General features: G+C 42.7%; 20 protein-coding genes. 9 read left to right on the top strand and 11 right to left on the bottom strand.

All coding sequences use genetic code 11. The features are described from left to right. Nucleotides 1-67: 67 nt before the first annotated feature. From hutG to WKT08_RS05940, 8 genes are all read right to left on the bottom strand, one after another. Nucleotides 68-1,060 (bottom strand): formimidoylglutamase, encoded by a 993-nt coding sequence (gene hutG / locus WKT08_RS05975; protein WP_024054987.1) that lies wholly within the window; start codon nucleotides 1,058-1,060, stop codon nucleotides 68-70. A gap of 82 nt (nucleotides 1,061-1,142) precedes the next feature. Continuing rightward, entirely contained in the window at nucleotides 1,143-2,684 is a 1,542-nt protein-coding gene (hutH, locus tag WKT08_RS05970) for a histidine ammonia-lyase (RefSeq protein WP_031576511.1), read from the bottom strand. A 216-nt stretch (nucleotides 2,685-2,900) separates the two neighbouring features. Then, entirely contained in the window at nucleotides 2,901-4,244 is a 1,344-nt protein-coding gene (locus WKT08_RS05965) for an APC family permease (protein WP_340280773.1), read from the bottom strand. Between the two features lie 21 nt (nucleotides 4,245-4,265). Next, complete coding sequence (locus tag WKT08_RS05960; RefSeq protein ID WP_070586926.1) at nucleotides 4,266-4,844, bottom strand: HutD/Ves family protein; 579 nt, start codon at nucleotides 4,842-4,844, stop codon at nucleotides 4,266-4,268. A 15-nt stretch (nucleotides 4,845-4,859) separates the two neighbouring features. Further along, complete coding sequence (locus tag WKT08_RS05955; protein WP_070449929.1) at nucleotides 4,860-6,533, bottom strand: formate--tetrahydrofolate ligase; 1,674 nt, start codon at nucleotides 6,531-6,533, stop codon at nucleotides 4,860-4,862. Between the two features lie 35 nt (nucleotides 6,534-6,568). Beyond that, complete coding sequence (locus tag WKT08_RS05950) at nucleotides 6,569-7,198, bottom strand: cyclodeaminase/cyclohydrolase family protein (protein ID WP_024054843.1); 630 nt, start codon at nucleotides 7,196-7,198, stop codon at nucleotides 6,569-6,571. 12 nt (nucleotides 7,199-7,210) lie between these two features. Continuing rightward, nucleotides 7,211-8,110 (bottom strand): glutamate formimidoyltransferase, encoded by a 900-nt coding sequence (gene ftcD / locus WKT08_RS05945; protein WP_340280765.1) that lies wholly within the window; start codon nucleotides 8,108-8,110, stop codon nucleotides 7,211-7,213. A gap of 83 nt (nucleotides 8,111-8,193) precedes the next feature. Beyond that, a complete protein-coding gene (locus tag WKT08_RS05940) occupies nucleotides 8,194-10,224 on the bottom strand; it encodes a urocanate hydratase (RefSeq protein WP_340280763.1) in 2,031 nt (676 codons plus the stop codon). Between the two features lie 199 nt (nucleotides 10,225-10,423). On the opposite strand from WKT08_RS05940, the gene hutI reads away from it, so the two are divergent. From hutI to WKT08_RS05925, 3 genes are all read left to right on the top strand, one after another. Beyond that, nucleotides 10,424-11,671 carry an imidazolonepropionase gene (hutI, locus tag WKT08_RS05935; RefSeq protein ID WP_340281033.1) on the top strand — a complete coding sequence of 416 codons (1,248 nt, stop codon included), beginning with the start codon at nucleotides 10,424-10,426 and terminating at the stop codon, nucleotides 11,669-11,671. A 290-nt stretch (nucleotides 11,672-11,961) separates the two neighbouring features. After that, a complete protein-coding gene (locus WKT08_RS05930; protein WP_340280761.1) occupies nucleotides 11,962-14,346 on the top strand; it encodes a phosphoketolase family protein in 2,385 nt (794 codons plus the stop codon). A gap of 518 nt (nucleotides 14,347-14,864) precedes the next feature. Continuing rightward, a complete protein-coding gene (locus WKT08_RS05925; RefSeq protein WP_340280759.1) occupies nucleotides 14,865-16,976 on the top strand; it encodes a surface-anchored 5'-nucleotidase in 2,112 nt (703 codons plus the stop codon). Nucleotides 16,977-17,041: 65 nt separating this feature from the next. Here the strand turns inward: WKT08_RS05925 and WKT08_RS05920 are convergent, their stop codons facing one another. Genes WKT08_RS05920 through WKT08_RS05910 form a run of 3 tightly spaced genes read right to left on the bottom strand, consistent with a single transcriptional unit; the run spans nucleotide 17,042 to nucleotide 19,371 of the window. Next, nucleotides 17,042-17,449: a hypothetical protein gene (locus WKT08_RS05920; protein WP_227038226.1), complete on the bottom strand. Its 408-nt coding sequence runs from the start codon at nucleotides 17,447-17,449 to the stop codon at nucleotides 17,042-17,044. Next, on the bottom strand, nucleotides 17,430-18,332 hold the full coding sequence (locus WKT08_RS05915) for a phosphodiester glycosidase family protein (RefSeq protein ID WP_049474087.1): 903 nt from the start codon (nucleotides 18,330-18,332) through the stop codon (nucleotides 17,430-17,432). Before WKT08_RS05915 ends, WKT08_RS05920 begins: the two co-directional genes overlap by 20 nt. Then, nucleotides 18,319-19,371, bottom strand: a complete 1,053-nt coding sequence (locus WKT08_RS05910; RefSeq protein WP_049474086.1) for a bifunctional glycosyltransferase family 2/GtrA family protein — start codon at nucleotides 19,369-19,371, stop codon at nucleotides 18,319-18,321. The genes WKT08_RS05915 and WKT08_RS05910 overlap by 14 nt, the downstream gene beginning before the upstream one ends. A 303-nt stretch (nucleotides 19,372-19,674) precedes the next feature. Between WKT08_RS05910 and rpsF the strand changes: the two genes are divergently transcribed. The 6 genes from rpsF to WKT08_RS05880 all read left to right on the top strand — a co-directional run bounded on the left by rpsF (nucleotide 19,675) and on the right by WKT08_RS05880 (nucleotide 24,197). Further along, nucleotides 19,675-19,965: a 30S ribosomal protein S6 gene (rpsF, locus tag WKT08_RS05905; RefSeq protein ID WP_003005040.1), complete on the top strand. Its 291-nt coding sequence runs from the start codon at nucleotides 19,675-19,677 to the stop codon at nucleotides 19,963-19,965. Between the two features lie 20 nt (nucleotides 19,966-19,985). Continuing rightward, entirely contained in the window at nucleotides 19,986-20,483 is a 498-nt protein-coding gene (locus WKT08_RS05900) for a single-stranded DNA-binding protein (RefSeq protein WP_003008622.1), read from the top strand. A gap of 41 nt (nucleotides 20,484-20,524) precedes the next feature. After that, nucleotides 20,525-20,764 carry a 30S ribosomal protein S18 gene (rpsR, locus tag WKT08_RS05895; RefSeq protein ID WP_000068664.1) on the top strand — a complete coding sequence of 80 codons (240 nt, stop codon included), beginning with the start codon at nucleotides 20,525-20,527 and terminating at the stop codon, nucleotides 20,762-20,764. 182 nt (nucleotides 20,765-20,946) lie between these two features. Continuing rightward, nucleotides 20,947-21,468, top strand: coding sequence for a GNAT family N-acetyltransferase (locus WKT08_RS05890; RefSeq protein WP_340280754.1), 522 nt, complete (start codon nucleotides 20,947-20,949; stop codon nucleotides 21,466-21,468). 267 nt (nucleotides 21,469-21,735) lie between these two features. Further along, on the top strand, nucleotides 21,736-23,811 hold the full coding sequence (locus WKT08_RS05885) for an ATP-binding cassette domain-containing protein (protein WP_340280752.1): 2,076 nt from the start codon (nucleotides 21,736-21,738) through the stop codon (nucleotides 23,809-23,811). Between the two features lie 11 nt (nucleotides 23,812-23,822). Then, nucleotides 23,823-24,197 (top strand): hypothetical protein, encoded by a 375-nt coding sequence (locus tag WKT08_RS05880; protein WP_340280750.1) that lies wholly within the window; start codon nucleotides 23,823-23,825, stop codon nucleotides 24,195-24,197. The last annotated feature ends 33 nt before the right edge of the window (nucleotides 24,198-24,230 follow it).

Here is a 24,230-nt window from a genome sequence, read left to right as displayed (position 1 = left end):
GAAGAAAAAGCATAGAAATACCCTAGCAATGGGTGTTTCTATGCTTTTTATGTGTGTAGAAATCTTCTTAGTTCAGTTTTTGTTGCGCCAATATTTGTGTCAAGTAAAAGATAAAGGTCGCAGCAAGGTTTGAAGTATGGTTGTCAATGTCATGAGGAGGAGAAACTTCCACGACATCAAATCCGATTAGTTTACCACTGGCAGCAATGTGTTGGAGAAGCAGGAGGGCTAGTTTAGGATCGACACCAAGTGATTGGATGGCGCTAACACCAGGAGCAGAGCCGACTGCAAAGCAATCCATATCAATAGACAGATAGATCGCGGTTTGGTTTTCTAAAAATTGATCGATTCGATCCAGAATGGCTTGGTGGCTCATCTGGAAGAGATCTTGGCCAGTTAAAAAATCAATGCTAGGTGTTTTAGCAACGTAATTAAAGAGGAAAAGGTTGTTATTATGCTCTTGGATCCCCAGGATGAGGTAAGGGAAGTCCTGACCTTTTTCTTTCGCATGATCAGCCATTTGACGAAAACCTGTTCCAGAATTGGGACCGGTTTGGTCGTAAGGTCGCAAATCAAAGTGGGCATCCAGATTGATCACAGCCAGTTGTTCATCTTTTTCTAAACTGGATTGAATCCCTAGATAGTGGCCGTAAGCAGTTCCGTGACCGCCTCCTAGGACAATGGGTTGGATCCCTAATTGGTACATGCGCTGGATCGCTTGTGAGAGACTTTCTTGGAGTTCTTCTAGTGAATGGTTGGGCCCGTCAATATTTCCCACATCATACACTGTCACATTGGTTCCCCAGTGCCATGGAAGTTTAGCGATTTGAGAACGGATGGCTGTAGGACCCTCGACCGCTCCTACGCGCCCATTATTGATATAGACTCCTTTGTCGCTCTTAAAGCCGATGATCCCAAAGGTCATCCCCTCAAATGGAGTGAGGGTCTCGTCGTTTAGGTCTAAAAATTTGGTGACCATTCCCCATTTGGCCGTGTAGGGATTGTCCTCGATGCTACCTTGGTAGTAGCTGTAGGTCATTGGATAGTAGTTTGTGAGCAAGCTTGTCGCCTCCCTTATTTTTCTGAAAGCAGGCAGAGGCTGAGAAGATCGCCAGCCTCTGTTTTGCTTTATTCTTACTGTATCAGTATTGAATGCTTAAGTCAACTGCTTTTTCGATGGTTGCTAAGAATTCTTCGCTTTCGACAACAGCAGATGCTTTATTGAGTTCTTCAAAGATTTCGATATCTTTGTCAAATTCAATGAAGTTCAGTTTTTGACGAATCAGCTCATAAGCTGGTTTTGTACCTTTACCAAGTTCATGATTTTCTGGCTTGAGATCCAAGGCTTGGCAAGCTGCCATGATTTCAGTAGCAACGATGCGACGTGAGTTTTTAAGAATTTCTGCTGCTTTACGAGCGGCAGTCGTTCCCATGCTGACGAAATCTTCTTGGTTTTCGCAAGATGGAATAGAATCGACACTAGCAGGGTGAGCCAAAATTTTATTTTCCGATGCAAGGGATGCACAAGCATACTGGGTAATCATGAAGCCTGAGTTGAGTCCAGGGTGTTTGACCAAGAAGGATGGTAATTTACTGAGTTGGCTGTTGACCAAGCGTTCCACCCGACGTTCAGATACGTTCCCAATTTCAGAAAGGGCAATGCCTAAGAAGTCAAATGGTTGCGCCATTGGTTCACCGTGGAAGTTACCTCCTGAGATGACGTGTCCTTCTTTGGTAATGATTGGGTTATCTGTGACAGAGTTGATTTCGATTTCAACTTTTTCTTTTACGTAAGCAATAGAATCCTTGCTGGCTCCATGTATTTGAGGGATACAGCGAAGTGTATAAGGATCTTGTACCCGTTGTTGAGTCGCAACAGTGGTATTCTTACTTCCTTCAAGAAGGTTACGGATGTTGCGAGCAGTTGCCAATTGTCCACTTTGTGGGCGGATGGAATGAAGGTCTTCTTCGAATGGACTGGTAATTCCATTGTGAACTTCCATTGAGAGAGCACCAGCGATATCAGAGAGTTTGAGCAATTGGATACCATCATAAGTCGCAAGAGCACCGATACCGGTTAGGACAGTCGTACCATTGATCAAGGCAAGCCCTTCTTTGGCAGCTAATTGGATCTTTTCAATTCCAGCACGATCTAAGGCTTCTTGACCACTGAGAAGTTCTCCTTTGTAGTAGGCACGTCCAAGGCCCAACATTGGTAAAACCATATGAGAAAGAGGAGCAAGGTCTCCAGAAGCTCCGAGAGAGCCTTTTTCAGGGATATAAGGAGTGACTCCTTTGTTGAGCAATTCTAACAGTTTTTCAACGGTTGACAGACGAATGCCAGAATAACCTTTCAAGAGTGAGTTGATACGGATCAGCATGATGGCACGAACAGCATCTTCAGGAAGTGGATCACCGAAGCCAGATGAGTGAGTTCGGATCAGGTTTTCTTGCAGTTGAACAGTATCTTCTGGAGAGATGCTGACATTACAGAGGGAACCAAAGCCAGTGGTTACACCATAGACGACTCGTTTTTCGCGGACAATGTCATCAACGATTTTACGGGATGCGATAACGGCTTCTTTGGCTTGTTCATCAAGCTCACATTGGGCACCGTGCCGAGCGACAGCGATGACTTCTTCGAGTGTTAAGCTATTACCATCTAAATGAATCAATTGAGTCATATAAAACCTCCGATTATGAATAGTTGTTCTGTGGAAGTAGTGTTGTTTACTTCGGTTTGAATACCAAACATGGGCCCATTGTCTATTGATCTAAAAAAATTGAAAGGAGTCATAGAGAAAAGGGCTCAGGTTTGACATTCGTGGAGTCCTAGATGGGTTAGGGAGCAAAACCGAGCTTCACTCCCGTCTCTGTTCCCATCTAGTGTGTAAAGAAAATTAGTGAGGAAGGGTTTTCGATTTATGTAGTTTATCGCCGTGGAAAACAAAGTAGAGTCCACTTGCGATCACGAGACCGATGGCACCCCAAACAAAGTTCATTAGGTTGTCCCCTGCAATCATCAAGATACTGATCACAACAGCTAGAACTGGGATAACAGGACCAAATGGTACTCGGAAGGTAACCTTTTTGTCTGGGTACATTTTTCTGAGTTTGATGGCTGCCAAAGCAGTTGGAATGTATTGGAAGAAACGGAAGACAACACTGAAGGTTGCTAATGTTTCGAAAGAGCCAGATAACAAGAGTAAGAAGGCGAAGATACCAGAAATGATAATGGCAATGACAGGGGCATTCTTAGAGTTTGTTTTTCCAAGCCCTTCTGGCAAGAGTTTTTCAGTTGCTAATGCGGCACCAAAACGAGGGACCATGATGGATTCACCGATGTTTAGACCGGCGATTGAAATGAGGGCTCCGTAAGAAACGAGTGGAGCTCCGATAGGGCCAATCATTTCGACAAATGCGTCTTGTACTGGTGCACCAGTTTGCATAATGCGACCACCAAGCATGGCGATTGTTCCTGCGATGATCAACATGTAGAGAACAGATACAATACTGATAGAACCTAGAATAGCGCGGGGAACGTTCTTTTCAGGGTTGCGCATTTCCCCTGCAACGATAGACATGGTTTCAAATCCGATGAAACCGTAGAAGATGTAGACGGCTGTACTAGAAATAGAACTGAAGAGACTTGTTCCACTTTCCAATTGAAGGAAAGGTGTGAAGTTGCCCTTGCTTATCCCGCCAGAAATGAAGAAGATGGCAAAGAGTGAGAAGAGGACAATGGGAATTAATTTTGCAACAGTAGCTGTCAGAGTGAACATCTTAGAGGTTTTCAGACCGGCGATGTTCATCAGACTCAAGAGAATCAGCATACCGATACTGATCGGAAGGTTGTAGCCTTCAAATGCTGGGAAGGTAATAATGAAGATCTTAGCAAAGCCGGCTAACATGGCAGCCCAGGCGATAACAGTAACGGCCCAACCGAGAATCCCAACGTTAAAGCCAACGAAATCTCCAAAAGCGGCTTTTGAGTATTGCATAGCTCCACCGTTTTTATCGAAGTAGCCAGCCGTTTCAGCCAGACAGGCTGATAGTAGCATGACGAGAATGGCTACTCCGAACATGACAGCTAGAGAAGCTGGTCCAAGGCCAGAATATATTTTTTGAGGGAGGAGGAAGATACCAGATCCGATTACGGCGTTGATACCGTATAGAGTGGCACCACTAAAGCTGAATTTCGCTTTTTCTTGTTCCTCAATCGACTGTTTATGTGCTCCGTTCATAATGTTTCTCCTTTGTGAACATTATTGTAGTCCAGTCCAGATAGCAATCGGTTGCTCCCCAGACTGATGGGGTAAAAACGTGATTGTCATCTCTTGAAAAGGAGATGCTTGTTCGATCACCAGGAGCTCGTGAGTTTGGAGAGTTTGAGAATGATTGGTTCCCCATTTGAGTGTTAGTGGACAGAGAGCATAGATCAATTGATAGCGACTCTGACTTTTGACACTCTCTTTTGGGGATATAGCACTCATATGCCCCTGATAAGAAGGTTTGTAAATCAAATTAAAGTCTTGACAAGTCCCTTGGCTAGATACAGGATCTCCCCCATCAAAGAAGTAGCTTTGAAAGGGGTTCAAAACCACTTCTTTATGGTGATGGGTGAGCCTAATGGAGGCATTTAAGGGCATCAAGATTCGGTGGTAGCCCGTGAGATCGGTAAAGTTACTTTTTTCAACCTCTACTGTTGCAGTAGAGAGGCGGAAGTCAAATGTCCGATCTGGATAGCTTCCTCCCTCTGGGGAGAGAAAGAGTTGGGTGGTTTGGCCACCGGACCAAGTAGAAATTTGATAATCTGCGGGGGTAAGATGAAGGAGAGTCACCATAGGACGCCTTCTTTCTTAAAAGAGACCAGTGATATTGCCGTGGGCATCGATATCAATCTTTTCACTGGCAGGTGCTTTTGGTAGGCCAGGCATGGTCATAATGGTACCGGTGAGAGCTACGATAAAGCCAGCTCCGGCAGCTACCTTGAGATTACTGATTTTAACAGTGAAGTCTTTAGGTGCTCCCATCTTCTTCGCATCATCTGAGAAGGAGTATTGGGTTTTGGCCATACAGATTGGGTAGTTTGAGAAGCCAAGAGCTTCCAATTCTTTCAGTTCGCGTTTGGCTGCTGGTGTTAAGCTGATGCCTTTACCACCATAGACTTTTGTGACGATCTTGGTCAATTTTGTTTCAATGCTGTCTTCTTCGTCATAGACATAAGAGAAGTGGTTTTCTTCTTGAGCCAGTTGAATGACTTTTTCAGCCAAGTCACGACCACCAGCTCCACCATGTGCCCAGACATCTGAAATGACCACATCTACATGGCGTTTCTTACAAGATTCATAGACAGCTTCTAGTTCGGCTTCTGTATCCAGTGGGAATTTGTTAATGGCAACGACCACAGGTAGTCCATAGACTTCTTGGATGTTGGCCAAGTGTTTGTCTAGGTTTGGTAGACCATCGATAACGGCTTGGACATTTTCAGTAGCCAAGTCCGCTTTGGCAACCCCACCATGCATTTTGAGGGCACGGATGGTTGCGACGAGGACAACGGCAGCAGGTTTGAGTCCAGCCATACGGCACTTGATATCGATGAATTTTTCAGCACCGAGGTCTGCTCCAAAACCAGCTTCTGTCACGACATAGTCTGCATATTTGAGGGCTAGTTTAGTAGCCAGCACACTGTTACAGCCGTGGGCGATATTGGCAAATGGTCCACCGTGGATGATGGCAGGAGTATGTTCTAAAGTCTGCACCAAGTTCGGATGGATGGCATCTTTGAGGACAGCTGCCATGGCCCCTCCAGCCTTGAGGTCTTTGGCTGTGACCGGTTGTCCTTGGTAGTTGTACCCGATAATGATGCGATCAAGACGTTCTTTGAGATCAAGGATATTTTCTGAGAGACAGAGAATGGCCATGATTTCAGAAGCCACGGTGATGTCAAAGCCATCTTCACGAGGAACCCCGTTTGTTTTTCCTTGAAGGCCATCGACAATATGACGGAGCTGACGGTCGTTCATATCGACCACCCGTTTCCAGGTAATGCGACGAGAATCGATGCCCAACTCATTGCCGTGATGGATATGGTTGTCAATCAAGGCTGCAAGGAGGTTGTTGGCAATCCCAATGGCATGGAAGTCTCCGGTAAAGTGAAGGTTGATATCTTCCATTGGAACCACTTGGGCGTACCCGCCACCGGCAGCTCCACCCTTGATCCCAAAGACAGGGCCAAGAGAAGGTTCGCGCAGGGCAATGACGGCTTTTTCACCAATAGCTGAAAGAGCATCGACCAAGCCAACAGAGGTGGTTGTCTTTCCTTCTCCAGCAGGTGTTGGGGAGATGGCTGTCACGAGGATCAGCTTTCCATCTTCCTTATCCTTGAGTTGTTCCAGTTGGTTGCTATCAATTTTTGCCTTGTATTTTCCGTAGAGCGAAATATCGTCTTCGGTCAATCCAAGTTCAGCAGCGATATCGGTGATGGGCTTCATTTGGACAGAATTGGCAATTTCAATATCCGATAAAACCATAGAATCCCTTCTTTCTTTATTTTTATTTGCTAGGTTTAAGATAGACTTTCTAAAATGGTTTGGTAAATATTATCTGCAAGATCAGAACCGGTTTGGAGAAGTTTGAGTCCCTTGCCGTGGTATTCTTGGACGAAGTCTTGGTCCTTGATTCCTGAAATGTTGATCAAGACATTGAGCCAAGCACCTTGAAGGCCAGCTTTAAGATTCAGAGCAGCTACCCCTAGGTCACTAGCCGCATTGGTGTTGGACTTGCCAACAGCTTCTTTGGTGGTTTCAAGAGCTTCAACGATGAGCTCCATCATAGAGAAAGGAGATACTGTCGCATGTTTCAAAGCTTTTTGCATGGCTTCACGACGAGCAGCTTTCTCTTCTTCCGTTTCTTTTGGAAGATCAAAGACAGCTGATACGACGTTGAAGGCTTCTGTATCCTTGTCGATGGCTTCTAGTAATTGGTCTTGGAGTTGAGCGCTTTTTTCATGAACCCCTTTGATGTGGTCTTCAAATTCTGCGTATTTTTTCTTTCCAATGGTCAGTTCACAGACCATTTTTGTAAGGGAAATCCCATTCGCAGCAGATAGAGCAGCTGCAGAACCACCACCTGGAGCTGGAGCATCTGAACCAAGGACCTTGGCAAACTCCGTAATACTTAAGTCAACTAGTTTCATAGAACTCCCTTTCTAACCCAACAAGTGATTTTCCAAGACTTGTTTGCTGTAGTCAAAGTCTTCTAATTGTAAGTAGTATTCAGCAGAGTCGATCAAAGCCTTAGCAGGAGCCAGTCCGATAAGTTCTGTTCCGATGATGCGAACACCATAGCGTTGTGCTTCGAAACGAACGGTTTCAACGACACGATACAATGGGAATTGTTCCAAGTTGACCATGTTGATGGAGACTTGGGCGATGTTGCGATCTTCTAGCATGACGCCGATCGCTTTACAGTACTTGTATCCACCGCTTGATCCACGAATGATTTTAGAAATCTTATTGGCAATCTCTAGGTCGTCTGTGTCAAGGTTGATATTGAAAGCAACGAGTGGCATCCGGACACCGACAGCTGTAACCCCTGCAGTTGGGTGAATCTTGCGTTCACCGTAGTCTGGCTTCCAGTCTTCTTCCAACAATTTTTCTGGCATTCCTTCAAATTGTCCTTTACGCACTTTCGCCAAGTTCTTCCGTTCTGGGCGAGTTGCGGCATCTTCGTAAAGGAAGATTGGAATACTTAATTCGCGATTGATGCGTTCGGCTACTTTGTTAGCAATCTCAACGCATTCAGCTGTAGTGATATCCTTAACCGGAACGAATGGACAAACGTCTGTTGCCCCCATACGAGGGTGTTCGCCTTCGTGCTTGGTCATATCAATGTTTTCAGAAGCGTATTTCACCAATTGGAAAGCCACTTCTTGAATGCTTTCTTCATCCCCAACGAGTGTAAAGACGCTACGGTTGTGGCTGGCATCGGACGAGTAGTCTAGTAACGTAACACCTGGAATACTTTTTGCTGTAGCTGCTAATCCGTCGATCACAGCCTGATTGCGTCCTTCAGAGAAATTTGGAATACACTCAACAATTTTTGCCATATGATTACCTCTTTTTATAGGAGAAGTTGGGGAGGAGGAGTCTTTGTATTTTCCTCCCCTTTCTCAGTTTTTATTTTTTGATGTTAAAACAATTTTTGAACGGCTTCTTTGACCAAATCTTCATCTGCCAGATAAGGAATGGTGATGTGGTCTGTTCCTGCATGGAGACGGTTGTACTCGATCGCTGTTTCGATAGCATGATCGTTCCGTGCCCAGTTCCGACGAGCAACCCCGCCCATGGTATCCCAGGCAATGGCAGACTTGATGATTTCATCGATCCGGTGGCTACCGTCTAGAACGAGACCAAATCCACCGTTGATGGCTTTACCGATACCAGTACCACCACCGTTGTGGAGGGCAACGAGACTCATACCGCGAGCAGCGTTACCAGCGTAACATTGAACCGCCATGTCACAAGTGACGTTCGAACCATCTTTGATGTTTGATGTTTCACGGAATGGAGCATCCGTACCAGATACGTCATGGTGGTCACGTCCAATCATGACAGGTCCAATCTTGCCTTGGCGAATGAGTTCATTGAATTTCAAAGCAATGTTGACACGGCCCATGCAATCTTGATAGAGAATACGAGCTTGTGTACCAACCACCAGTTGGTTCTTTTCAGCATCGCGAATCCAGTTGTAGTTGTCGCGGTCTTGGTAGCGACGAGTTGGATCGATCGCTTCCATAGCTGCATGGTCGGTTGCAATCAAGTCTTTGTGTTTACCGCTGAGGCAGACCCAACGGAATGGACCATAACCATAGTCAAAGAGCATAGGTCCCATGATATCTTCTACATAAGATGGCCAAATGAAGCCATCCTTGTCATCCAAGCCATTCTTAGAAATTTCCTTGATGCCTGAGTCGTAAACAGATTTCATGAAGGCATTACCATAGTCGAAGAAGTAGGTACCTTTAGCTGTCAAGGCTTTGATCACTGCAAAGTGACGAGCCAAGGTTTCATCAACCAAACGGCGGAAGGTTTCTTTGTCTTCTGCCAGCAAACGTGTCCGTTCTTCAAAGCTAATGCCAACTGGGCAATAGCCACCATCATAAACGTTGTGACAAGAGGTTTGGTCAGATAAGAGATGAACATGGACTTGGTGTTCGTTGACATATTCGAGCAAGTCTACGATATTACCATGGTAGGCAATCGAAGTTGATTCACCAGCTTCAAGGGCTGCTTGAGCCAATTTCACAGCTTCTTCGGCACTGTCTGTCACTTGACTAATCCAGCCTTGAGAGTGACGGGTTTCAATCCGAGAGCGGTCCACTTCTGCAACGATGGCAACCGCTTTTGCGATTTCAGCTGCTTTCCCTTGAGCTCCACTCATACCACCGAGACCAGATGAAATGAAGAGTTTACCAGTTAAGTCGCCGTCATCAGGCACACCGAGTTTGAGACGACCGGCATTAAGAAGGGTGTTGAAAGTACCGTGAACGATCCCTTGAGGACCGATGTACATCCAGCCACCAGCCGTCATCTGACCGTAGTTGGTAACTCCCATTTCTTCAGCGATTTCCCAGTCGCGCATATTGTCATACTCACCGATCAAGAGACCGTTAGTAATGACGACACGAGGAGCTTCTGGTTTCGATTTGAAGAGGCCAAGAGGGTGACCAGATTCAACCACCAAGGTTTGGTCTTCTGTCATGACTTCCAAGTATTTCTTGATCAAGTTGTATTGCATCCAGTTGGCACAGACAGATCCTGTTTCCCCATAAGTGACCAATTCATATGGATAAAGGGCAATTTCAAAGCTCAAGTTGTTGTCAATCATGACCTGCATAGCCTTAGCAGCAGTGCATTTTCCTTTGTACTCATCGATTGGTTTTCCGTAGATCCGATCTTTTGGACGGAAGCGATAGCCATAGATCCGACCGCGAGTTCTCAGTTCTTCCAGAAATTCTGGGATCAACTCTTGGTGGAATTTTTTAGGAATGTAACGCAAAGCATTTTTAAGGGCAATTTCAGTCTGAGCTTGCGTTAAGCGGAAGCCTCTATCAGGTGCACGACGGATGCCTTCTTGAAAAGTCGCCTTTTCAGGTAGGACATCAAAGTCAAGTTTGACAGACATAGCAGCTGCAATTTCTTTCTCGTCTATAAATGACATAGCAGAACCCTCCTTATAGTTGGACTGTGAATTTATATTTTCTTTATTGTATCCAAGAAACGTCAATAAAGAGTCAAAAAAAAATATAATTTTTAATAAAGCAAAAAAAAATGAGGGAAAAACTTTTTGACTTTTTTTTGACGCTTTTTCTGTAGAATTGTAAAATGAATAACAATGGAAATAGAAAGGAATGTTTCATATGTCTGCTGATATCCTATTAACCCACTTTAACCAATTGTTTTGTCCGAATGATCTAGGCCATCCTCTCTATGGAAAAGAGATGGCAGAAGCGCAAATCCTTTCCGATGCTTATATCGCTATTAAGGATGGAAAAATTCTTGCAGTTGGGACAGGTCAACCAGAACCAGAACTGATTGATGACCATACGGAAGTGAAATCCTGTGAAGGAAAAGTTGCGACTCCTGGCCTGATTGACTGCCATACTCACTTGGTCTATGGAGGTAGTCGGGAGCATGAATTTGCGAAAAAATTAGCGGGTGTTTCTTACTTAGACATCCTCGCCCAAGGCGGTGGAATTCTGAGCACGGTTCGGGCGACACGGGAAGCTTCTTTTGAAAATCTCTATGACAAGTCCAAACGACTGTTGGATTACATGTTGCGTCATGGGGTGACTACTGTCGAAGCCAAGAGTGGCTATGGTTTGGATTGGGAAACTGAAAAACGCCAGTTGGATGTTGTGGCTGCACTGGACCGTGATCATCAAATAGACTTGGTTTCGACCTTTATGGCAGCCCATGCGATCCCAACAGAGTACAAGGGCCGTTCCCAAGAATATTTAGATCTCATTGTGGAACAAATGCTTCCCAAAGTGAAGGAAGAAAAACTAGCTGAGTTCTGTGATATCTTCTGTGAAAAAGGTGTCTTTACAGCAGATGAATCTCGCTATCTTCTTTCAAAAGCTAAGGAGATGGGATTCAAACTGCGGATTCATGCGGATGAAATCGAGTCTATCGGTGGTGTGGATGTTGCGGCTGAATTGAAATCTACCAGCGCAGAACACTTGATGGTGATTACCGATGAAGGTATTCAAAAACTAGCTGCAGCAAAAGTGATTGGCAATCTATTACCAGCCACAACCTTTAGCTTGATGGAAGATACTTATGCACCGGCTCGTAAGATGTTGGACACTGGGATGGCCATTACCCTAACAACGGACAGCAACCCAGGGTCTTGTCCAACAGCCAATCTCCAGTTTGCCATGCATCTAGGTTGCTTCATGATGCGCCTAACTCCAGTAGAAATTCTCAATGCAGTGACCATCAATGCGGCCTATTCAGTTGATCGTGCTAAAACAATCGGCTCTTTCGATGTTGGCAAACAGGCCGACATTACCATCTTTGATGCACCAAATCTAGATTATCTCTTCTATTTCTTTGCGACAAATCTCGTGACAGATGTCTACAAGAAAGGTCAAAAAGTCATTTAACTGACTCCATTTCATTTGGGACTTTGCTGGTTTGCAAAAATCAGCAAAGTCTTTTTTTAAAACCTATCCCTGTAGGGAATGGAACCACTTTAGTAGGAAATTAAAATTTGACGTTCAAAGAATATTTTTCTTACTTTCTGATGTACAAAAAGGGAAATTCTTGATAGAATAGAAGTAATATTGAATATTTTCTTCAATATCATCTGTTTGATTGAAAACAGATTGTTTAAACTATTGATCAAACGAACAGGTTATTCAACAGACCTGTCTAGAAATTGTGAGGAGACAAGATGACTGTCGATTATAACAGCAAAGCTTACTTGGATAAAGTAGACGCTTGGTGGCGTGCAGCCAACTACATTTCAGCTGCTCAAATGTACTTGAAAGACAACCCATTGTTGAAACGTGAAGTGGTTGAAAACGACTTGAAGGCTCACCCAATCGGACACTGGGGAACTGTACCAGGACAAAACTTTATTTACGCACACTTGAACCGGGCCATCAACAAATACGACTTGGATATGTTCTACATTGAAGGACCAGGTCACGGTGGACAAGTAATGGTATCGAACTCATACTTAGATGGTTCTTATACTGAATTGAATCCAAACATCCCACAAAATGAAGAAGGTTTCAAACACTTGTGTAAGATCTTCTCATTCCCAGGAGGAATCGCTTCTCACGCTGCGCCTGAAACACCAGGATCTATCCACGAAGGTGGAGAACTTGGTTATGCCCTTTCTCACGCTGCAGGTGCTGTATTGGATAATCCAGATGTGATTGCTGCCACAGTTATCGGTGATGGTGAAGGTGAAACAGGTCCATTGATGGCTGGTTGGTTGTCAAATACCTTCTTGAACCCAGTCAACGATGGGGCTATCCTTCCAATCTTCTACCTCAATGGTGGGAAGATCCACAACCCAACCATCTTCGAACGCAAAACAGACGAAGAATTGGCCCTCTTCTTTGAAGGTCTTGGTTGGAAACCAATTTTTGCGAACGTCACTGCGATTTCAGAAGACCACGAAGCTGCACACGCTTTGTTCGCTGAAAAATTGGACGAAGCAATTGAAGAAATCAAGAAAGTCCAAGCAGAAGCTCGTAAAGGTTCTGCTGAAGAAGCAACTCAACCAGTATACCCTGTCTTGATTGCTCGTATTCCTAAAGGTTGGACTGGTCCAAAAGCATGGGAAGGAACACCAATCGAAGGTGGATTCCGTGCGCACCAAGTTCCAATCCCAGTAGATGCTCACCACATGGAGCATGTCGATGCTCTTCTTTCATGGTTGGAATCTTACCGTCCAGCTGAATTGTTCGACGAAACTGGTAAACTAGTTCCGGAAATTGCGGAAATTGCACCAAAAGGTGACCGTCGCATGGCGATGAACCCAATCACAAATGCTGGTGTGATCAAACCAATGAACACAGCTGATTGGAAGAAACATGCCTTCAAGATCGAAACACCAGGTGCTATCATGGCGCAAGATATGATCGAATTTGGTAAGTATGCAGCAGATCTTGTGGATGCGAACCCACACAACTTCCGTATCTTTGGACCGGATGAAACCAAATCAAACCGTCTTCAAGAAGTCTTTACTCGTACAAGCCGTCAATGGTTAGGACGTATGAAACCAGACTACGATGAAGCGTTGAGCCCTGCTGGTCGTGTCATTGACTCTCAATTGTCAGAGCACCAAGCAGAAGGAATGCTTGAAGGATATGTCTTGACAGGTCGTCATGGCTTCTTCGCTTCTTACGAATCATTCCTTCGTGTTGTGGATTCTATGATCACTCAACACTTCAAATGGTTGCGTAAGTCTAAGACCCATACAACATGGCGTAAAAACTACCCAGCCTTGAACTTGATTGCAACTTCAACTGTCTTCCAACAAGACCACAATGGTTACACTCACCAAGATCCAGGTATCTTGACTCACTTGGCTGAGAAAACTCCTGAATATATCCGTGAGTACTTGCCAGCAGATACCAATAGCTTGCTTGCGGTAATGGATGAAGCCTTCAAGGGAGAAGATGTGATCAACTTGATCGTTTCTTCTAAACACCCACGTCCTCAATTCTACTCAGCAGCTGAAGCAGAAGAATTGGTTCGTGAAGGATACAAGGTGATCGATTGGGCATCAACTGTTTCAGCAGATGAAGAGCCAGATCTTGTTATTGCAGCTGCAGGTACAGAGCCAAACTTAGAAGCTCTTGCAGCCATCACAATCTTGCACAAGGCCTTCCCAGAATTGAAGATCCGCTTTGTCAACGTTATCGACATCTTGAAATTGCGTCACCCATCCGTTGATGCGCGTGGGCTTTCAGATGAAGAATTTGACAAAGTCTTCACAACTGATAAACCAGTCATCTTTGCCTTCCATGGTTACGAAGGCATGATCCGTGATATCTTCTTCAACCGTCACAACCATAACTTGCGCGTGCATGGTTACCGTGAAAACGGGGATATCACCACACCATTTGATATGCGTGTGATGTCTGAGTTGGATCGCTTCCACTTGGCACAAGATGCAGCTAATGCAGCTCTTGGAGCAGAAGCAGCTGAATTCGCAGCTCAAATGGATGAAACAATCGCCTTCCACCATGACTACATCCGTGAAAACGGAGACGACATTCCAGAAGTTCAAAACTGGAAATGGGAAAACGTGAATAAATAATAGAAAGAGCCGGAGTAATCCGGCTTTTTAGATTTAAGACAAAGTCATATTAAAAACTTTCCTTAGGTGAGTACGGACGTCAGCGAACTTCTTCGAAGTTCCATGACTAATTATTGAGCCTAGGGTCTCAATAATTCCGAGTGCCTGAAACGTTATTGTTTCAGGCACTTTTCTCACAGCGGAAAGTTTCGGCATTTTTTGGAATCGATTTAAAAAATGGAACTCATTTTTATTTCTTTGCAGAATAACTTTACTTATTTTACTTTAAAATAGTTTGTCTACATTCTAAATAGCCGGAGTAATCCGGCTTTTTTGTGATTTGAATACAGTAGAGAATAAAAATACGGGGAGAGATGTTCGGGAATCAAGCGTTTTCTAGAGAAAGATGGAAGAGTTTTCAAAGAAATATTGAAGAAAAACCGAAAAAATAGTAAAATGGAAGAGCTGATTGCAGCAAATCAACTTTTCTGCTTTCTCCTCTTTGGAGAAGTGTCCGACATTAGAAAATGGAGTATTCAATGAAGAAAAAAGTTATCTTGAAAAGCAGTATCCTAGCAGTCGCTGCCGGTCTCAGTGTTTTTGCGATCAATAGCGTTTTCGCAGATGAATTGCCAGTGCAGTTCATGGGAGTCAATGACTTCCACGGTGCCTTGGAACAAACGGGGACAGCTCGTTTAGAAGGCGAAACTGTGAAAAACGCAGGAACAGCCCCACTTTTGGCAACCTATTTGAACGATTCGCAAAAGGACTTTGAAACGGAGAATGCCGGAACGCCAAATGCCAGCATCCGTGTGCAAGCTGGAGATATGGTCGGAGCTAGTCCAGCCAATTCTGCCCTCCTTCAAGATGAACCAACTGTAAAAGTCTTCAATGAAATGAACTTTGAATACGGAACTCTTGGTAATCACGAGTTTGACGAAGGACTTGGTGAATTCAACCGGATCATGAAGGGAGAAGCCCCAACACCTGGTCAATTCAATAAGATCGTCGATGAGTATCCTCATGAAGCTTCCAAACAAGAAGTTGTAATTGCCAACTTGGTCGACAAGGATACTAACAAAATCCCATTTGACTGGAAGCCTTATACCATCAAAGAAATCCCAGTCAATGACAAGACTGTTAAAGTCGGATTTATCGGGGTTGTTACGACAGAATTCCCAAATCTTGTTTTGCGTAAAAATCATGAACAATACCGTGTTTTGGATGAAGCAGAATCGATTGCTAAATATGCGCGTGAATTAAATGACCAAGGGGTTCATGCTATCGCTGTCTTGGCCCACGTTGCTGCTACCAGCAAAAACGGTGTAGCAGAAGGTCCGGCTGCAGACATGATCAAAAAATTAAATCAAATCTATCCTGAAAACTCAGTGGATATCGTATTTGCAGGTCATAACCACCAATATACAAATGGAATGGTCGGAAATACCTTGATCGTTCAAGGTACGTCTCAAGGGAAAGCCTACTCTGATGTCCGTGGAGTCCTAGATACAGATACAGCTGACTTTGTCAAAGCTCCAACTGCTAAAATTATTGCGGTAGATCCATCGAAAGGCAAAGCAAAAGATGCCAAGGTTCAAGCGATCATCGATGATGCCAATGCGACGGTTAAAAAAGTAACAGAAGCAGAAATCGGTACAGCAGAAAAAGCTGAAAATATTACCCGTGAATTGAATGCGCAAAAAGAAAGTGCTGTTGGAGATTTGGTCACAGCAGCGCAACTAGATATTGCCAAAAAATCAGGTTATCCAGATGTTGACTTTGCCTTCACCAATAATGGAGGAATCCGTGCAGACCTCGTGGTGAAACCAGACGGAACAGTCACTTGGGGTGCAGCTCAAGCAGTGCAACCATTTGGAAATATCCTCCAAGTAGTAGAAATCACTGGGGACCAAATCTACAAAGCTTTGGACCAACAATATGATGAGAAAGAGCTTTACTTCTTGCAAATGGCAGGGATCAAGTACACCTATACAAAACCGGCTGATGCAACAGAAGAAAATCCATATAAGGTCGTGAAAGCTTACAAGGCAGACGGAACCGAAATTGATCGCAACAAGACCTACAAGGCAATTATCAACGACTTCTTGTATGGTGGCGGAGATGGCTTCTCAGTCTTCCGTGATACAAAATTGATCGGTGCCATTAATCCAGATACTGAAGTCTTTATCCAATACATCGAAGATGTGAATAAGGCAGGGAAGAAGTTGTCTGCTTCAATCTTGGGCAATAAGACCTTTGTGGAAAAAGTGGAAGAAGAAACACCTACTCCAGAACCACAACCAACCCCTCAACCAACTCCAGAACCAACTCCACAACCACAGCCAGCGCCAGTTGATCCAGTAAGTCCAGTTCATCCTGTAGCTCCAGTAACTCCTGTTACCCCAACTCCACAACCTGAAAGCTCAGTAACTCCAGCTCAACCAGCTGCAAGCGAAACAAAAGAAGTGGCAACAAACAAACCAGTTGCTGTCACTTATCATACGGGTGGACAAACAGAAGTAGCTGCTACACCAGCAACTGGTCTTCCAAAAACAGGTCAAGAAGAATTGGCTTCGACCGTCCTTAGCCTCTTTGGCATGACCTCACTAGCTTTAGCAGGATTTGTAGCCAGCAAAAAACGTGAAGGCTAAGTCGCTCATCCGTTAACTTACTCCAAAAAAACGTCCGTTCTATAAAGAAACGGACGTTTTTGATCTTAGGCTGTTTTCTCTACCCAGACACTGCGGACAAAGAAGAGGCTGATCAGAGCTAGTGCTAGAAAGGCAACTCCAAGGTAATAATAGGGTTGATCCATTGTAGTAGATCGACCAGAGAGGTTGACAATCCCTCGGTAGAGGGCCCCGGCTGTGAGCGTAGCCACTCCTGAATTCCAAAGATTGAGGCTCAGGCGAGAGAAGCCTTTCACCATCAACTGTAGAAGCACTAGTAAGGCGCCACCGATCAAAGGAATCAAGAAGAGGTAGTGCATGAAGGCAGAGGTTTCGCCAAAACTAAAGTGTTCGTAGATGCGACTTCCGACAAAGAAGAAAGCCGAGATAAGAATGTACCATAGGATGGTCTTTTTCAAGCGTTGTTTAATAGGATTAGTAACCGATGTAGACAATGTCACTCACCGCCCTTTCTGAGATAGTACCATTTGTTGTTGGTTTATTAATAACTTGGCCATTGAAGTAAAGGGTAGAAGATCCACCCCCGTCCAGGTTGTAGGCTGTTTTAACGCCATAAGACTTCATCACTTCTGCTAATTGGTAGAGAGACAGGCCTTCACTCTCTGAAGTCCGTCCGTCTGACACGACGATAATGTAGTGGTTTTCATCGATGATCCCAATCGCTGTCCGTGGATTTGACGCCATGGATTGTCCAACTTCTGAGTTCGTATCGACCGTAATCTCACCATTTTCAACCAAGGAAGGTCCGAAGGCAAGGAGATTGACGACCCCATCTTTGACCAATTGATCTGCAGAGATCTCATCTTCATAGATAATTTTGAAGGATCCATCCTTGTAAATGGCTAGGTCACCATTGCTTGAATCTTCCCGAACCGTATCGCGGTAGACCACTCCGTTTCGGATGACATAGCCGGTGCTATTAGCTCCGTAGTAGTCTCCATTGACGGCTAGAATAGCATTGTTCTCAGCTGCAGTGACGGAAGTCTTAGCCGTTACATTTGTCCCGTAGGTGTTTTGTGCAAAGGCTGTTTTGAGATAATCTGCCGAGCTGACTGTGATATCTGCAATGTAAACCTGGGTATTTTCAATCGTTTTTTCTGTTAGGCTCACCTGGATATTGTCATCTGAATAGCTAGTATCAGTCGTTGTAGCTGAAGCAGCTGCTTTTTTGGCTGCCTTAGTGTCCGTAGTAGTAGCTTTTACGGTTTGGATGGCATCGGATAAGACAAAGGTCTTGAGCATCGAGTAGCTAAAACTACTGGTCAAAAGAAGGCCAAAGCAGGCAGCATAGGTATAGGATTTTTTAAAGAATTTCATGGTGGGGAGCTGTCCTTTCTTTGAAGATTACTTTTTTCTGGATCACCCATGAGACCAGAAAGAGGAGGAAGCCAACGACAATTTTACTGATCAGGAGATTGAGCCCGAAAGCAGTATAGAAGAGTCGAATCAAGAGCGTATCGAGAATAAAGAGGCCGAGGGCTAGACCAAAGTAGCCACTTCCTGTTTTAGCGACGCTGTCTTTATTCTTAAAGACCAGGTGCTTGTTAGTCGAGTAGTTAAAAATGGAACTCGTCACACGAGCGATCCCGTTCGCTAGGAGAATGCGAAGACTAATGGGCACAGCCATCATCACGAAAAGGAAGAAAGCGTAGACCAGATAGTCAACGATAAAACTACTCAGAGAGGAGAGGGCAAACTTAAACATGTCCTTGTAGATCATGAGGCCATCTCGGATAGGTCGGAAGTGGGAACCTTCATTGTCATTGATGTAGACTGTTTCAATCGGAACTTCTAGAATGGGGAAGGACTTGCTTGCTGCAAGGAGAACATTCATCTCATATTCATAACGCTGTCCGTCAACCTCAAGCATGAAAGGTAACATATTTGTAGTGAAGGCCCGTAAGCCAGTCTGAGTATCGCTGACTGCCACTCCCGTTTGTTGTTTAAACAAGAAGCGAGTCAATTTATTCCCGAAAGCAGAACGTAAAGGAACTTTTCCAGAAAAGGCGCGTGCTCCTAGAATAAGTGTTCCAGGATGCTCTTGAGATTGGTTAACAACCCTGAAAATATCCCAAATTTTGTGCTGACCGTCTGCATCAGCTGTAACAATGCTTCCATAGGTGCCTCTTTCTAGGATGTAGGCATAAGCAGTTTTGAGAGCTTGCCCTTTTCCTTGGTTGTGCTCATGGGTCAGAACTGTCGCAAGACCCTCTAATTTGTCAAAAATCGCTTTCTTGTCAGCGTCACTCCCATCGTCGACCACGATGATGTGGAGATCGCTCTTAGCGTGAACCAGGCGAACCAGTTTGACAAGATTCAGATCCGGTTGATAGGCGGGGATGATAAGATAATTCATAATCGTTCCTCGTTTCTTGAGATTTGTTGTAGCTAGTATAAAGACTCAAGCTTAAAGCTAACTGATATCAGTTTTCTTTAAGGAAAGAGGAGAAAGAAGGGGAGGGTTTCTTCTATAAAATATCATTTTTTAGGACATTTCTTTCTTTTTTCTCGAAGGGGACGTCCAGAAATCATTTTTTAAATCCTAAAGATAATTCTTGCCTTTGTTCGAAAAGTCTGGTATAATAGTTTCTTGTGAGTAAACCTCACTTACCCCTTGCAAAGACAGGGGGTCATTAGTCCAAAAGGAGGAACATTATCAATGGCTAAATACGAAATTCTTTATATTATTCGTCCAAACATTGAAGAAGAAGCTAAAAACGCTTTGGTAGCACGTTTCGATTCTATCTTGACTGACAACGGTGCAACTGTTGTTGAATCAAAAGATTGGGAAAAACGTCGTCTTGCATACGAAATCCAAGATTTCCGTGAAGGACTTTACCACATCGTGAACGTTGAAGCGAACGACGCTGTAGCTCTTAACGAGTTCGACCGTCTTTCAAAAATCAACGGTGACATTCTTCGTCACATGATCGTAAAAGTTGACGCGTAAGAAATCATCCGAGGTGACTTATGATTAACAATGTTGTACTTGTCGGTCGTATGACCCGTGATGCTGAACTTCGCTACACTCCAAGCAATCAAGCAGTTGCTACTTTCAGCCTAGCTGTCAATCGCAACTTCAAGAGTCAAAATGGAGAGCGCGAAGCCGATTTCATCAACTGTGTGATCTGGCGTCAGCAAGCAGAAAACTTAGCCAACTGGGCTAAGAAAGGTGCTTTGATTGGGATTACCGGTCGCATTCAAACACGTAATTACGAAAACCAGCAAGGTCAACGTGTTTATGTCACTGAAGTCGTAGCAGACAGCTTCCAACTATTGGAAAGCCGTGCAGCACGCGAAGGGCATGCAGGTGGTGGCTATTCATCGGGCAATGGTGGTTTTGCTGGAAATGCAACCCCAAGTTTTGGTGGATCTGAACCAAGCAATGCAGCGCCAAACTTTGGTCGTGAAGAAAATCCATTTGGAGCCAATCCAATGGATATCTCAGACGACGATCTTCCATTCTAAGAATGGGTTTAACGAATTAAAACTATAAAGGAGAATTAAACATGGCTCAACAACGTCGTGGCGGATTCAAACGCCGTAAAAAAGTTGATTACATCGCAGCAAACAAAATCGAATATGTCGATTACAAAGATACTGAGCTTCTTAGCCGTTTCGTTTCAGAACGTGGGAAAATCCTTCCTCGTCGTGTAACTGGAACTTCAGCGAAGAACCAACGTAAAGTAACAACAGCTATCAAACGCGCTCGCGTAATGGCTTTGATGCCTTTCGTAAACGAAGATTAAAGAAAAGACCCCCTGCTGGGTCTTTTTTTCAGGTCCGGTGGACCTCTTTTTCATGAGTTTGAAAATAAGAGAGCGAATTAAGACCCTTACGGGTCTTTTTTCAGGTCTGGGTGGACCTCTTTGACTTTTCCCTAGCTCTAATCGTGTTATAATGTGGGAAGAAATGTATCAAGGAGGGAATTATGAAGGAAGGTGTAATCATCAGGAGGATGATAAAGGCAGATATTGAGCATATCTCTCAAGCCTTTATTCACCAAGGGTGGCCGGGTAGAGAGGATATCTTGACTAGCTATTTTCAGGAGCAGGAGAATAGAGAGAGGGACGTATTAGTAGCTGAGTCGGATGGATTTGTGGCAGGTTATATCACTATATTGCCTGCTGCCAAGCACGGCCCTTTCGTAGGAGTCTATCCTGAACTATCTGATTTTAATGTTTTTGAGCCATTTAGAAATCGAGGGATTGGGAATCAACTCTTAGAGGAGGCAGAAAAAAGAGTCTGGCTACTATCAGAGATTGTTACTTTAGGGGTTGGTTTACACTCGGGTTATGGCCCAGCTCAAAGAATGTATGTCAAACGGGGCTATATCCCAGATGGATCTGGGGTTTGGTTTAGGGATCACCCCTTGGCCCCTTACAGTTCTTGTGAAAACAATGATGACTTAGTCCTCTATTTTTCAAAAAGATTGAACAATGATATGCAGTAAAATAATGCTCCATAATTATTGCAGTGCTTTTACCAACCACAGAAATTATAAAACAAGATTAATTTGTCAGACCTGCCTTTGGGTAGGTTTTTTGTTTGTCTTTTAACTATAGTTGATGTTGAAAGTCAATTTTCTAGATAGAGATATCAACTAGAGGTTTAATTTTATTTGATATAAAAGTATTTTACTCATTTAAATTGACAACGAATAAAAAAAGAGTTATAATATCATCAAAAAGTAAGCGCTATCACAAGGAGGTGTCCATTTATGTTTGAAATTCATAACTTGTCCATTAAGTATGGCAAGAAAACATTGTTGCTTCCAACATCTCTAAAGTTCAAAGAGGGAAAATTATATACAATTTATGGAAAATCAGGTGTTGGAAAATCTTCGTTACTGAATAAAATTGGACTGATTTCAGAGTATGACCCCAAAGTAACTTATATTTACGATGGCTCTAAAATTGATACGAGTAACAAGAAGATTGTTTCATCCTTTATTGCGCAAAATATTGCTTTTATATTTCAAAATCATAATCTAATTAAAGACCTAACTGTGTACGACAATTTAAAAATTTCGTTAAATTTTTTCAAATTATCAACTAGAGAAATAGAAAATAAAATAGATAATATTCTAAGTGAGTTAGGAATTTTAGAGTTGAAGGATGTATATCCTGAGGATTTATCTGGAGGAGAAGAACAACGTGTTGCCATTGCTAGAGGGATGATAACAGATAAGAATATTATTTTAGCAGATGAACCTACAAATTCTTTGGATTCTGAAAATAGAGAAATTGTCTCATCTTTACTGTTAAAACTAGCAAATAAATATAATAAAATCGTTATTGTAGTTTCACACGATGAATATGTGATTAACAAAGGAGATATAAAGCTACATTTCGAAGACAAAAAATTAATTGGAATGAAAGAAGACATAGAGTGTAATTTTCAAGAAGAGTGGCATGCTAGTAAACTAAAGAAACATATTAGATTAAAGATCCAAAAGAAAAGGAAGGTACCTCCTTTACCTGTACTTTTATTAATACTAATTTCCTTCACAGTTTCGCTTGCAGTTGGTTCTATGAATATTCAATCATTATTTTCTTCTAAGTATCAAAGATTAATCAGTGATTCATTAGAAAATGGTTTCTTGGTTATTAATGATTCAATAGGACTTGGAACGAGCAAGGTGATTGATGATTTCCAATCGCTTTCGAATAAGGAAATACATCAAATTTCTGATAGTACGAATGTATACAAATTAGAACCATATATTGAATTTCCTAGTATTGGAATGACTTTTGAAAATGCTGAAAACTATTTAAAAATGAGTCGAGATTTTTCACCGAATCTATCTATTAATGGTAAGAATATTAATTTATCCAAGAATTACAGTGTGCAACCGTTATTTGATACGAATACGACTCAGAGACAGATTAAATACTTTGATAGGACTACGAATAGGGGAATATTTGTTTCGGAATCATTTATCAAAGAACAAAAATTAGAAGACATTGTAGCTGGGTCCGAGATGACACTTACATATTATGTCCCCATTAATATTTATGAATCTCATATAGATAAAGAAGGAACTTATTATAAATCTGACGGAGACCTGTATGTGAAAGAGGAACAAACGTTTAAAATACTTGGGATCGTAAAAGAGGAGTATCCGTTTAACTATTCTGTAAATGATAACACCTTGTTCATGGCGAGTGATGAGATGCTGAAAATACAGAGCAAATATATAGGTGCAGAAAGCAAACAGAGAGAAACAATTGATGATCTTCCTGTAAAAGAATGGGCACCAAGTGCAGTACATGTTACTGTAAAGGATAGCAAAGATGTCCCTCAAGAAATTAATCGTATTAAAAAAATTTCGGATAAATTTTCGATTGTTTCGTCTTTCGAGAATTATAAAGAATTTAATAAAGGTTTAAAATACATAAAAAACTTTTTGCTAATTATTTCGTTTGTCATGCTTTTACTTGTAGTTGCAATCTTATCTTTTGTCTTCTTTTTAATAAATCGAACGAGAAAATACGAAGTTGGCGTATTAAAGGCTATGGGATACAGTACAAAACATGTTTTTAGATTATTTATTCTCGAGTTATTAAATTATGGAAAGAAAATAATTACTTTATCAAGTATTCTGATTTTTATACTAACTATATTAGCTATTCAAATGCTTCAATTAGAAGTAGTTGATATCATTCATTTCTATCTAACTTCTATAGTTTCATTAATTTTACTTACGTTTGCTGTATTAATGACTAGTGGGCTCATTCCTATCTATATGACAGGGAAACAGTCCATTGTTGATGCCATTCGTAAAAACAGATGAGGTGATTGAACATGGCAAAAAAAATTAAAATAACTCTTGTGATGTTAACTGGAATGATAATTCTTCTTTTCACCGGAAAAGTAAATGCAGGATATATAAGTCAATCAACTGGTACTAATGGTTATAGTTTAGTGGGATTAAACGTACTAAATGTAACATTTCATGCTTCAGGATATTCATACACGAATAGTGGAAGTGTAAGTAACATGTATTTCACGGATTGGGCATGGTGGCCGAATACAATAAGCAATCGCTCAACATGGAAGTCACATATTCCTTATGGACAACGAGCCAACGGATCTGTCCTAATCGGTGTAGGAGTAAACTCTCCGTGGGGAGCTGTTAACCTGTGGGGAGGTCAGCATTATTATTCTCTAGATTTTTAGAATTTCTTATGGTTAGATAGGATGAATGGCTCA

Origin of the sequence: Streptococcus sp. HCA-5024 (genome assembly GCF_037890265.1) — a bacterium.
GTDB classification, from domain to species: domain Bacteria; phylum Bacillota; class Bacilli; order Lactobacillales; family Streptococcaceae; genus Streptococcus; species Streptococcus lingualis.
This window is presented reverse-complemented; position numbering and strand designations above follow the sequence as displayed.

Excerpts from the sequence above, each read along its gene's own strand:
- WKT08_RS05890 (WP_340280754.1), top strand. The coding sequence starts at position 20,947 with ATGAAGGAAGGTGTAATCATCAGGAGGATGATAAAGGCAGATATTGAG.
- WKT08_RS05915 (WP_049474087.1), bottom strand. The coding sequence starts at position 18,332 with ATGAAATTCTTTAAAAAATCCTATACCTATGCTGCCTGCTTTGGCCTT.
- WKT08_RS05965 (WP_340280773.1), bottom strand. The coding sequence starts at position 4,244 with ATGAACGGAGCACATAAACAGTCGATTGAGGAACAAGAAAAAGCGAAA.
- ftcD (WP_340280765.1), bottom strand. The coding sequence starts at position 8,110 with ATGGCAAAAATTGTTGAGTGTATTCCAAATTTCTCTGAAGGACGCAAT.
- rpsR (WP_000068664.1), top strand. The coding sequence starts at position 20,525 with ATGGCTCAACAACGTCGTGGCGGATTCAAACGCCGTAAAAAAGTTGAT.
- hutH (WP_031576511.1), bottom strand. The coding sequence starts at position 2,684 with ATGACTCAATTGATTCATTTAGATGGTAATAGCTTAACACTCGAAGAA.
- WKT08_RS05940 (WP_340280763.1), bottom strand. The coding sequence starts at position 10,224 with ATGTCATTTATAGACGAGAAAGAAATTGCAGCTGCTATGTCTGTCAAA.
- hutI (WP_340281033.1), top strand. The coding sequence starts at position 10,424 with ATGTCTGCTGATATCCTATTAACCCACTTTAACCAATTGTTTTGTCCG.
- WKT08_RS05925 (WP_340280759.1), top strand. The coding sequence starts at position 14,865 with ATGAAGAAAAAAGTTATCTTGAAAAGCAGTATCCTAGCAGTCGCTGCC.
- WKT08_RS05950 (WP_024054843.1), bottom strand. The coding sequence starts at position 7,198 with ATGAAACTAGTTGACTTAAGTATTACGGAGTTTGCCAAGGTCCTTGGT.
- rpsF (WP_003005040.1), top strand. The coding sequence starts at position 19,675 with ATGGCTAAATACGAAATTCTTTATATTATTCGTCCAAACATTGAAGAA.
- WKT08_RS05910 (WP_049474086.1), bottom strand. The coding sequence starts at position 19,371 with ATGAATTATCTTATCATCCCCGCCTATCAACCGGATCTGAATCTTGTC.
- WKT08_RS05930 (WP_340280761.1), top strand. The coding sequence starts at position 11,962 with ATGACTGTCGATTATAACAGCAAAGCTTACTTGGATAAAGTAGACGCT.
- WKT08_RS05900 (WP_003008622.1), top strand. The coding sequence starts at position 19,986 with ATGATTAACAATGTTGTACTTGTCGGTCGTATGACCCGTGATGCTGAA.
- WKT08_RS05885 (WP_340280752.1), top strand. The coding sequence starts at position 21,736 with ATGTTTGAAATTCATAACTTGTCCATTAAGTATGGCAAGAAAACATTG.
- WKT08_RS05880 (WP_340280750.1), top strand. The coding sequence starts at position 23,823 with ATGGCAAAAAAAATTAAAATAACTCTTGTGATGTTAACTGGAATGATA.
- WKT08_RS05960 (WP_070586926.1), bottom strand. The coding sequence starts at position 4,844 with ATGGTGACTCTCCTTCATCTTACCCCCGCAGATTATCAAATTTCTACT.
- WKT08_RS05955 (WP_070449929.1), bottom strand. The coding sequence starts at position 6,533 with ATGGTTTTATCGGATATTGAAATTGCCAATTCTGTCCAAATGAAGCCC.